The sequence below is a fragment of the Massilia sp. ZL223 genome (assembly GCF_018119395.1).
Taxonomy (GTDB): Bacteria; Pseudomonadota; Gammaproteobacteria; order Burkholderiales; family Burkholderiaceae_D; genus Telluria.
In genome coordinates, this window is the sequence record NZ_JAGPWD010000002.1 from 79,014 (window position 1) to 89,599 (window position 10,586).

Consider the following 10,586-nt stretch of genomic DNA (forward strand, 5'->3'; position numbering starts at 1 on the left):
TGACGGTCTTAAGGCCAACACAGTATGCACGTCGTCCCGGCGAAGGCCGGGACCCAAGTTGACTTTCGCTGAGCAGCGTTAACTCACTTCCCGTCCCACACCTTCATCATATCCTCCGACCCCTGCGCCCTGATCCCGTTATCCGACAGGATCGCCTCGGTCGCATCCAAGGTCGCCTTGCGCGGCAAGATCATGGTCTCGCCATAGCGCTGGTCGAAGCGCAGCACGATCTGCTCGTCCTTCAGGTCACGCAGCAGCGCCACCAGGTGGCTCAGGCTGCGCACCGGCTTGCCGTTGATCGACTCCACCACCGACCCGAAGCGGTTCGAATAGCCGCTGACCAGCTTGTGCGGGAAGAAGGGCGAGCTGATCACCACCAGCTCCTCGCGCTGCGCATCCGGCGAATCGCCGCGGCGCGTGATCAGGGGGCTGGCGTTGAAGGCATACCCGTGCATCGCCCCCGCATTGGTGCCGATGAAGCTCAGGAACTCCGCGCTGGCGCGGGTGAACGCCATCGGGCCGTAGACGAAATACGACGGATAGCCGCCATTTAGATCCGGGATCAGGAGCGGACGCGGGCCGGTCGCCGGCACGTCCACCTTCATGGTCTTGCCGTTGCGGACGATGGTCATCGGCACCTTGCCGTTCTTCGCCACCTGCTGGATGCGGTACTGGAAGCGCACGCGCAGGTTGGAACCCAGCTTCACCATGGCCTGGTTGTCGACCGGGTACTCGCCGATGTGGGTGATCACATCCCACTCTTTCAGCGGCCAGGACGCGTCCGTGCGGTAGGGCTTGTGCACCACCGCGCCTTCGACCGACTTGTCGAGCTTGAGGAAGGCGCGCAGGGCCGGGTTTTCCAGGGTCTGGATGCTGTCGTGCAGCAGCGGCTTGCCGTCGTACTTGCCGTCGGCCACGTCGCGCAGGAACAGTTCGATCTCTTCGTTCGGAATCACGTAGCCGATGTTCTGGGCGCCCGCCGCCATCGAGAAGGCCAGGCCGATCATCTTGTCGCCCGCGATCACCGGGCCGCCGCTGTTGCCCGGATTGATGGGCGCGTCGATCTGGATGCGCAGGCCAGAGCTGAAGGAGCTGTAGGGCACGAACTCCACCCGCGAGACGATGCCCTTGGTGGTCGACAGCGAATTGCCGCCCACCGGGTAGCCGTAGGCGAACACCTGCTCGCGCACGTCCGGCAGCACCGCGGCGCGGGTGACCGGCGGACGCCTGTCGAAGAAGCTCGGGTCTTCCAGCTCCAGCACCGCCAGGTCCAGCCCGCGCGCGATCGCGATCACCTTGGCCGCCACCTTGTCGCCCGACTGGCTGGCCTGCACCTCGACCTGGCTCGCATAGCTCACCACGTGGGCATTGGTCAGGATGCGCTTGCCCTCGATGATCACGCCCGAGCCGGTGATGTCGTTCGGCGAGGCCTTGGTCCAGGGCTTGTACGGGTCCGGACGGCGCACGGTCGAGAAGATCTTGACCACCGAGGCCTCGATGGCCGGCAGCGCCGGGGCGGCGGTCTGGGTCGTGGCGGCGGGAGGGACGGGCGTGGTCTGCGGGGTGCTGTCCTGGGCATGGGCCAGGCTCGATGCGGCAAGCGCCAGGGCGGCAAAGCGGTAGATTTTCATGAATTCCTTCGGTTGCGGTAGTAGGTGCTCAACCGGAAGAATATACACCCGCGCCGCAATTGGAAATACGCGGAAGTCCACAGGAGGGAGGACGGAGGCCGTCCTCCCCGGCACGTCACTGCTTGACGAACTTGAGCGTCATGCGGTCGCTCTCGCCGATCGCCATGTACTTCTCGCGGTCCTTGTCCTTGTTGGCCAGCACCGGCGGCAGGGTCCACACGCCTTTTTCGTGGTTGGCGGTGTCCTTCGGATTGGCGTTGACCTCGGACTTGCCGGCCAGCTTGAAGCCCGCGCTTTCCACCATCTTGATCACCCAGGCTTCGTGCACGTAGCCGCTCGAGGCCTTGGCGTCCTGCGTCATCGAAGCCGGCAGGCGGTGGTCGACCACGCCCAGCACGCCGCCCGGCTTGAGCACCTTGTGGATTTCCTTGAAGGTGGTGCGCAGGGCGTCTTCGCCGTTGCCGACCCAGTTGTGCAGGTTGCGGAAGGTGAGGACCATGTCGACGCTGTTGGGCGCCGCGATCTGGTAGGTGGCCGGCGGCTCGAACACGGACGGGACGACCTTGTCGAAGACGGCCGGATTGGAATCCAGCTTCTTCTTGAAGGTGGTGCCGTAGCGCTTGTCCGGCTGGATCGCTTCGCCCGCGCCGATCAGCTTGCCCTTGTCGCGCAGGTAGGGCGCCAGGATCTCGGTGTACCAGCCGCCCGACGGCGCCAGTTCCACCACGGTCATGTTCGGCCTGATGCCGAAGAAAGTCAGGGTCTCGTAGGGATGGCGGTACACGTCGCGCGCCTTGTTGGCGGCGCTGCGGTGTTCGCCGGCGATGGCGGCCTTCAGGGCGTCGTCCGCCTGCGCGGCGCCGGCCAGTCCGGTGGCCAGCATGGCGGCCAGGATCAGTCGTTTCATCGGTGCGAAGTCTCCATGGTGATTGTCGATGGCAGGGCGGGACGCCGCTGCCGCCGGGCTGATGATCCGGCAGTGTGGCCGGACAGTCAAGCTTGGTATTTATACATATGTCGAAGTGTCCGCGCCTGTCCGGGGCGGACAGGCGGACAGTGTCCGGACATTCGGACACGCGTTTGCGGGTGTTGTGGAATCAGCCACTTTGGATAGCCCGTATGGATGGCATAAAGATTGCCTAACCAAAAACTTTAGTCTATGGTTGAGAAGTTTGCCGTCACCCCATCCGGAGACGACGAAGTTCCCAGAAGCGCTGTACATACAAGAGCGGCGCCGTGCTGTGCCGGCGGAACCGCTGCCCGAAATAGGATACCCAGGAGACCCTATGGAACGTCGTACTTTTCTCAATTTAAGCAGCCTGGCGCTCGGTTCGACGCTGATCCCGTTCGGCCGCGCGATCGCCGCTGAAGAACTGCTCAGCACCATGCCCGTCGCCGCCAAGAAGGCGCTCGCCGACGTCGCCCTGAACGCCGCCACCAAGGCCGGCGCCAGCTACTGCGACGTGCGCATTGGCCGCTACCTGAACCAGTTCATCGTGACCCGCGACCTGAACGTCGAGAACGTGGCCAACACCGAATCGGCCGGCGTGGGCGTGCGCGTGATCTGCAACGGCGCCTACGGCTTCGCCGCGACCTCCGACATGTCCAGCGACGGTATCGCCAACGCGGCGCGCCAGGCGGTGGCGATTGCCAAGGCCAACGCCAAGCTGCAGTCCGAACCGGTGCGTCTCGCACCGGTCAAGGGCGTGGGCGACGTCTCCTGGGCCACCCCGATCAAGAAGGACTGGCGCGCGGTGCCGATCAAGGAAAAGGCCGACCTGCTCATCGCCGCGAACAAGGCCGGCATGGACAACGGCGCGAACTTCATGCAGTCGATGCTGTTCCAGGTGAACCAGCAGAAGTTCTTCGCCTCGACCGACGGCTCCTACATCGACCAGGATGTGCACCGCCTGTGGGCCCCGTTCCAGGCCACCGCCGTGGACAAGGCCACCGGCAAGTTCCGCTCGCGCTCGGGCCTGAGCTCCCCGGTCGGCAAGGGCTACGAATACCTGGACGCGCGTCCCGAACACAAGATCAAGGCCGCCGGCGGCGTCGCCACCCTGTACACCGAATCCTATGACATCATCGAGGACGCCAAGGCCGCGGGCCGCGACGCCAAGCGCAAGCTGACCGCCAAGTCGGTGGTGCCGGGCAAGTACGACCTGATGCTGTCGCCGGAACACCTGTGGCTGACCATCCACGAAAACGTCGGCCACCCGACGGAACTGGACCGCGTGCTGGGCTACGAGGCGAACTACGCCGGCACCAGCTTCGCCACCCTGGACAAGTGGCAGACCAAGAGCTTCAAGTACGGCGCGCCGATCGTCAACCTGTACGCCGACAAGATCACCCCGGGTTCGCTGGGCTGCGTGGGCTACGACGACGAAGGCGTCAAGACCAAGCAGTGGGACATCATCAAGGACGGCATCCTGGTCAACTATCAGGCCACCCGCGACCAGGCCCACATCATCGGCGAGAAGGAATCGCACGGCTGCTCCTACGCCGACAGCTGGAACTCGGTGCAGTTCCAGCGCATGCCGAACGTCTCGCTGGCGGCCGGCAAGAAGAAGCTGACTCCGGACGAGATGGTCAAGGACATCAAGAAGGGCGTCTACATCGTCGGCGACGGTTCGTTCTCGATCGACCAGCAGCGCTATAACTTCCAGTTCGGCGGCCAGCTGTTCTACGAAATCAAGGACGGCAAGATCGGCCAGATGCTGGAAGACGTGGCCTACCAGGCCAACACCCAGGAATTCTGGAGCGCCTGCAGCGCCATCTGCGACGAGCGCGACTGGCGCATGGGCGGTTCCTTCTTCGACGGCAAGGGCCAGCCGCCGCAGATCTCGATCGTCTCGCATGGTTCCTCGACCACGCGCTTCAACGGCATCAACGTGATCAACACCGCTCGCAAGATCGGCTAAAGGACGGGACCCATGAGCATCTTGACCCAGGAACAAACCAAGCGCATCACGGACCGCGTGCTGTCGCTGTCCAAGGCCGATGAGTGCATCGTCAGCGTCGAAGGCAACCGCATCGGCAACATCCGGTTCGCGCGCAATGCCGTCTCGACCGCCGGCCTGGCCGACGACACCCGCGTGCAGGTGCAGGTCGCCTTCGGCAAGCGCCAGGGCACCGCCACCATCAACGAGTTCGACGACAAATCGCTGGAGCGCGCCGTGCGCCGCGCCGAGGACCTGGCGCGCCTGGCGCCGGAAAACCCGGAGTTCATGCCGGCGATCGCCAAGACCGGCTACAAGGGCTCCGAGACCTTCGTGCCCGCTACCTCCGCGATCGATCCGGAATACCGCGCCCAGGCCGCCGCCTACGCGATGGAGGCCTGCCGCAAGAAGGGGCTGGTGGCCGCCGGCTTCTTCACCGACCGTTCGTCCTTCGAAACCGTGGCCAACTCCAACGGCGTGTTCGGCCACCAGGTCGCCACCTCGCTGGACTTCACCTGCACCGTGCGCACCGAAGACGGCCGCGGTTCGGGCTGGGTGAAGCGCTCGGCGCGCGACGTCGCCAAGTTCGACCCGCGCGAAGCGGCCGAAGTGGCGATCGAGAAGGCGCTGCGCTCGGTCGAGGCCAAGGCGCTGGAGCCGGGCCGCTACACCGTGATCATGGAGCCGGCCGCCACCAGCGACCTGATCGGCTTCATGCTGAACGGCTTCAATGCCCGCAACGCCGACGAGGGCCGCAGCTTCCTGTCCAAGCCGGGCGGCGCCAACCGCCTGGGCGACAAGCTGTTCGACCAGCAGGTCAACATCTGGTCCGACCCCTGGGACAAGGACGTCCCGGTCCTGCCGTGGGACAACGACATGCTGCCGCGCGAGCGCATCCATCTGGTGAAGGACGGGCGCATCAACGCGCTCAACTACTCGCAATTCTGGGCCAAGAAGAAGGGCCAGCGCGCCGTGGGCACGGCCGGCAACATCATCATGGCCGGCACCGACAAGTCGACGGCGGAGCTGATCGCCAGCACCAAGAAGGGCATCCTGGTGACCCGCACCTGGTACATCCGCATGGTGGACCCGCAGTCGGTGCTGCTGACCGGCCTGACCCGCGACGGCACCTTCTATGTGGAGAACGGCAAGATCAAGCACCCGGTGAAGAACTTCCGCTTCAACGAGAGCCCGGTGACGATGCTGAACAACATCGAGGAGATCGGCAAGCCGGTGGTGATCGGTGGGGATGAGGCGAATTATTCGATGCTGATTCCGGCGATGAAGATTCGGGACTTCAACTTCACGTCGCTATCGGACGCCGTTTAACCCGCAACATAAAACAACGTCATCCCGGCCTTCGCCGGGATGACGTGCATAAGCAAACGGAAGAATTGAATGGAACGTCGTACCTTCCTCAAAGTCGGCGCCGGCACTGCAGGCGCCATGCTCGTCCCCGTCTTCGGCAACGCCATCGCCGCCGACGAGCTCCTGAACCCGATGGCCGCCGCGGCGAAGAAGGCCCTGGCCGACGTCGCCCTGAACGCCGCCACCAAGGCCGGCGCTTCCTACTGCGACGTGCGCATCGGCCGCTACCTGAACCAATTCATCATCACGCGCGACCTGAACGTCGAGAACATCAGCAACACCGAGTCCAGCGGCGTCGGCGTGCGCGTGGTCGCCAACGGCGCCTACGGTTTTGCCTCGACCAACAACATGACCCCGGACGGCGTGGCCGAGGCCGCGCGCCAGGCGGTCGCCATCGCCAAGGCCAACGCCAAGCTGCAGACCGAGCCGGTGCGCCTGGCCCCGGTCAAGGGCGTCGGCGAAGTGGCCTGGGCCACGCCGGTCAAGAAGGACTGGCGCCTGGTCCCGGTCAAGGAAAAGGCCGAGATGCTAATCGCCGCTAACAAGGCCGGCATGGACGCGGGCGCGAGCTTCATGACCGCGTCGCTGTTCCAGATCAACCAGCAGAAGTACTTCGCCTCCACCGACGGCTCCTACATCGACCAGGACATCCACCGCCTGTGGGCTCCGATCACCGCCACCGCGGTCGACAAGGCCAGCGGCAAGTTCCGCTCGCGCGCCGGCCTCGGCGCGCCGGTGTCGATGGGCTACGAGTACTTCGACGCCCGCCCCGAGCACAAGGTGCAGGCCGCCGGCGGCGTGACCACGCTCTACACCGGTTCCTACGACATCGTCGAGGACGCACGCCTGTCCGGCAAGCAGGCGCGCGAGAAGCTCGGCGCCAAGTCGGTCGAGCCGGGCAAGTACGACCTGGTGCTGTCGCCCGAACACCTGTTCCTGACCATCCACGAAAACGTCGGCCATCCGACGGAACTGGACCGCGTGCTCGGCTACGAAGCCAACTACGCCGGCACCAGCTTCGCCACGCTGGACAAGTGGGAGACCAGGAAATTCAAGTACGGCCACGAGCGCGTCAACTTCGTCGCCGACAAGACCACCCCGGGCTCGCTCGGCTACGTGGCCTACGACGACGAAGGCGTCAAGACCAAGAAGTGGGACATCATCCGCAACGGCGTGCTGGTGAACTACCAGGCCACGCGCGACCAGGCCCACATCATCGGCGAGAAGGAATCGCACGGCTGCTCCTACGCGGACAGCTGGAGCACCATCCAGTTCCAGCGCATGCCGAACGTGTCGCTGGAACCGGGCAAGGCGCGCCTGACCCCGGACGAGATGATCAAGGACGTCAAGAAGGGCGTCTACATTCTCGGCCGCGGCTCCTACTCGATCGACCAGCAGCGCTACAACTTCCAGTTCGGCGGCACGCTGTTCTACGAAATCAAGAACGGCAAGATCACCGGCCCGCTGGAAGACGTGGCCTACCAGTCGAACACCCAGGAGTTCTGGAACGCCTGCAGCGCCATTTGCGACGAACGCGACTGGCGCATGGGCGGCTCGTTCTTCGACGGCAAAGGCCAGCCGAGCCAGGTCAGCGCCGTGTCGCACGGCTCGAGCACCACGCGCTTCAACGGCATCAATGTGATCAACACCGCACGCAAGATCGGATGAGGAGACCAGGATGAAATCCCTGAATCAAGAACAAGCAAAACGCATCGCCGACCGCGTGATCGGCTTCTCGAAGGCCGACGAATGCACGGTGTCGATCGAAGGCAACCGCACCGGCAACATCCGCTTCGCGCGCAACAGCGTGTCGACCGCGGGCCTCACCGAGGACATGGAGCTGGCCGTGCGCGTCGCCTTCGGCAAGCGCACCGGCACCGCCGTCATCAATGAATTCGACGACAAGTCGCTGGAAAAGGCCGTGCGCCGCGCCGAGGAACTGGCGCGCCTGGCGCCGGAGAATCCGGAGTTCGTGCCGGCCGTCGGCAAGCAGGAATACCGCGGCACCCAGACCTTCGTGCCTGCTACCTCCGCCATCGACCCGGACTACCGCGCCGAAGTCGCCGCCGCCAGCATCGGCCAGGCGCGCGCCAAGAAGCTGGTCACCGCCGGCTTCTTCACCGACAGCACCCGCTTCGCCTGCATCGCCAACTCGAACGGCGTGTTCGGTTTCCAGGAATTCACCGACCTGTCCTTCACCTGCACCGCGCGCACCGAAGACGGCCGCGGTTCGGGCTGGGTGACCCGCTCGGCCGTGGATGCACGCCGCTTCAACGCAAGCGAAGCGGCCAACGTGGCGATCGAGAAGGCGCTGCGCTCGGTCGACGCCAAGGCGCTGGAGCCGGGCCGCTACACCGTGATCCTGGAACCGGCCGCCACCTCCGAAATCCTGGGCAATATGTTCAGCTCCTTCGGCGCCCGCGCGGCCGACGAAGGCCGCAGCTTCCTGGCCAAGAAGGGCGGCGGCAACCGCCTGGGCGAGAAGCTGTTCGACCAGCAGGTCAACATCTGGGCCGACCCGTGGAACCCGGACGTGCCGGTGGCCCCGTGGGACAACCAGACCATGATCGCGCGCCAGCGCACGGACCTGATCAAGGACGGCCGCGTGGCCTCGCTCGGCTATTCGCCTTACTGGGCCAAGAAGACCGGCAAGCAGGCGACCGCCAGTCACGGCAACATGATCATGGCCGGCGGCACCAAGTCGCTGGAAGAGCTGATCGAAGGCACCAAGAAGGGCATCGTGGTCACCCGCACCTGGTACATCCGCATGGTGGACCCGCAGTCGCTGCTCATCACCGGCCTGACCCGCGACGGCACCTTCTACGTCGAGAACGGCAAGATCAAGCACCCGGTGAAGAACTTCCGCTTCAACGAGAGCCCGGTCACCATCCTCAACAACATCGAGGAACTGGGCAAGCCGCAGATCATCGGCGGCGACGAAGTGCCGTTCCAGATGGTGCTGCCGCCGATGAAGGTCCGCGACTTCAACTTCACCTCGCTGTCCGACGCAGTCTAATCAATGGCGTCTTACGATTTCTACTTCACGCGCCTGATGTATGAGTCGGGCGATTGGGACGTGGATATCCGCATGCCCAGTAACGTGCTGAACTCGCTCGTCGAGTACACCACCTTGCGGGTGGATCCGGTCGAGCGCATGGTGGCGCTCGCCGATCCGAAAATGCTGCAGGCGCCGTTCTGCTACCTGGCCGGCCACAAGCTGGTCCAGTTCACCCCTGCGGAGCGGCGCAATTTCGAGCGCTACGTGCGCGGCGGCGGCTTCGTCTTCGTCGACGACTGCAACCACGACATCGACGGGCTGTTCGCCAAGTCCTTCGAGGCCGAGATGGTCAAGATCTTCGGGGCGAGCGCGCTGAAGAAGATCCCGAATACGCACAAGCTGTATTCGTGCTTCTTCAAGTTCGACGGCCCGCCGACCACGGGCGGCGAGCTGAATGGCTGGGGCGACGACCTGGTGCACGAGTACCTGAAGGCCATCGAGTTCGGCGGCCGCATCCGGGTGCTGTACTCGAACAAGGACTATGGCTGCGAATGGGATTACGACTTCCGCAACAAGCGTTTCCTGGCGGTCGACAATACCCGTTTTGCGGTGAATATTATTCAATATGCGTTGGGAGCGTGAGCGGTGGCTGAACGTGATGCGGTAGCGTGGGATGAACGGGAAATCGCCGACCTGACGGCGAAGATAGGCGCGCTGCGCGCCAGCATGGCGCGCGTGATCATCGGCCAGAACGACGTGGTCGAGCTGCTGCTGACCTGCCTGCTGGCCGGCGGCCACGCGCTGGTGGAAGGCGTGCCGGGCCTGGGCAAGACCCTCCTGGTGAAGTCGCTCGCGCAGGCGACCGACATGGAATTCCGCCGCGTGCAGTTCACGCCGGACCTGATGCCCTCGGATATCGTGGGCACCGAGATCCTGGAAGAAGACACCAGCACGCGCCAGCGCGTGTTCCGCTTCCAGCAGGGGCCGGTGTTCACCCAGGTGCTGCTGGCGGACGAGATCAACCGCGCCCCGCCCAAGACCCAGTCGGCGCTGCTGGAAGCGATGCAGGAACGCGCCGTCACCTTCGCCGGCCAGACCCACAAGCTGCCGCGCCCCTTCTTCGTGCTGGCCACGCAGAACCCGATCGAACAGGCCGGCACCTATCCGCTGCCGGAAGCCCAGCTGGACCGCTTCCTGCTGCGCATCGACGTGGTCTACCCGACCGAGGACGAAGAAGTGCTGATGGTCTCGCGCACCACCCACGCGGGACTGGACGACGCCGAGCCGGCGATGGACGTGCAAACGCTGCTGCGCCTGCAGCAGCTGGTGCGCGACATCGAGATCGGCGACCACCTGCTGCGCTACGCCACCCGCCTGGTGCGCGCGACGCGCCCGAGCGAGACCACGGTCGCCGCGGTCAAGCAGCACATCGGCTGGGGCGCCGGTCCGCGCGCCGGCCAGGCGCTGGTGCTGGCCTCCAAGGCGCGCGCCCTGATGCAGGGCCGCCTGGCGGTCACGCGCGACGACATCCAGGCCATGCTGCTGCCTGTGCTGGCGCACCGCGTGCTGCGCAACTTCGAAGCCGAGGCAGACGGCATCGCCATCGCCGACATCCTCCAGTCCCTGCGCAACGAGATCAAGGTCGACTAA

8 protein-coding genes are annotated in these 10,586 nt (G+C 65.0%); 6 read left to right on the top strand and 2 right to left on the bottom strand.

All coding sequences use genetic code 11. From position 1 onward, the window contains the following. Positions 1-83: 83 nt before the first annotated feature. The gene (locus tag KBW95_RS01750; protein WP_211524869.1) at positions 84-1,631 is read right to left on the bottom strand and encodes a S1C family serine protease; all 1,548 of its coding nucleotides are present in this window, start codon (positions 1,629-1,631) and stop codon (positions 84-86) included. A 115-nt stretch (positions 1,632-1,746) separates the two neighbouring features. Beyond that, positions 1,747-2,538: a class I SAM-dependent methyltransferase gene (locus tag KBW95_RS01755; RefSeq protein ID WP_211524868.1), complete on the bottom strand. Its 792-nt coding sequence runs from the start codon at positions 2,536-2,538 to the stop codon at positions 1,747-1,749. 379 nt (positions 2,539-2,917) lie between these two features. Here KBW95_RS01755 and KBW95_RS01760 point away from each other — a divergent pair, with 379 nt between their 5' ends. The 6 genes from KBW95_RS01760 (at position 2,918) to KBW95_RS01785 (ending at position 10,586) form a co-directional block, all read left to right on the top strand. Beyond that, a complete protein-coding gene (locus KBW95_RS01760) occupies positions 2,918-4,552 on the top strand; it encodes a TldD/PmbA family protein (protein WP_211524867.1) in 1,635 nt (544 codons plus the stop codon). Between the two features lie 12 nt (positions 4,553-4,564). Next, the gene (locus tag KBW95_RS01765; protein WP_211524866.1) at positions 4,565-5,899 is read left to right on the top strand and encodes a TldD/PmbA family protein; all 1,335 of its coding nucleotides are present in this window, start codon (positions 4,565-4,567) and stop codon (positions 5,897-5,899) included. A 69-nt stretch (positions 5,900-5,968) separates the two neighbouring features. After that, positions 5,969-7,606 carry a TldD/PmbA family protein gene (locus KBW95_RS01770; RefSeq protein WP_211524865.1) on the top strand — a complete coding sequence of 546 codons (1,638 nt, stop codon included), beginning with the start codon at positions 5,969-5,971 and terminating at the stop codon, positions 7,604-7,606. Between the two features lie 10 nt (positions 7,607-7,616). After that, the gene (locus KBW95_RS01775) at positions 7,617-8,954 is read left to right on the top strand and encodes a TldD/PmbA family protein (protein WP_211524864.1); all 1,338 of its coding nucleotides are present in this window, start codon (positions 7,617-7,619) and stop codon (positions 8,952-8,954) included. A 3-nt stretch (positions 8,955-8,957) separates the two neighbouring features. Continuing rightward, complete coding sequence (locus KBW95_RS01780; protein WP_211524863.1) at positions 8,958-9,578, top strand: DUF4159 domain-containing protein; 621 nt, start codon at positions 8,958-8,960, stop codon at positions 9,576-9,578. Between the two features lie 3 nt (positions 9,579-9,581). Further along, positions 9,582-10,586: a MoxR family ATPase gene (locus tag KBW95_RS01785; RefSeq protein ID WP_211524862.1), complete on the top strand. Its 1,005-nt coding sequence runs from the start codon at positions 9,582-9,584 to the stop codon at positions 10,584-10,586.

What these genes read in the sequence shown, in the direction of transcription:
- KBW95_RS01755 (WP_211524868.1), bottom strand. Translation starts at nt 2,538, where the DNA reads ATGAAACGACTGATCCTGGCCGCCATGCTGGCCACCGGACTGGCCGGC.
- KBW95_RS01765 (WP_211524866.1), top strand. Translation starts at nt 4,565, where the DNA reads ATGAGCATCTTGACCCAGGAACAAACCAAGCGCATCACGGACCGCGTG.
- KBW95_RS01750 (WP_211524869.1), bottom strand. Translation starts at nt 1,631, where the DNA reads ATGAAAATCTACCGCTTTGCCGCCCTGGCGCTTGCCGCATCGAGCCTG.
- KBW95_RS01775 (WP_211524864.1), top strand. Translation starts at nt 7,617, where the DNA reads ATGAAATCCCTGAATCAAGAACAAGCAAAACGCATCGCCGACCGCGTG.
- KBW95_RS01780 (WP_211524863.1), top strand. Translation starts at nt 8,958, where the DNA reads ATGGCGTCTTACGATTTCTACTTCACGCGCCTGATGTATGAGTCGGGC.
- KBW95_RS01760 (WP_211524867.1), top strand. Translation starts at nt 2,918, where the DNA reads ATGGAACGTCGTACTTTTCTCAATTTAAGCAGCCTGGCGCTCGGTTCG.
- KBW95_RS01770 (WP_211524865.1), top strand. Translation starts at nt 5,969, where the DNA reads ATGGAACGTCGTACCTTCCTCAAAGTCGGCGCCGGCACTGCAGGCGCC.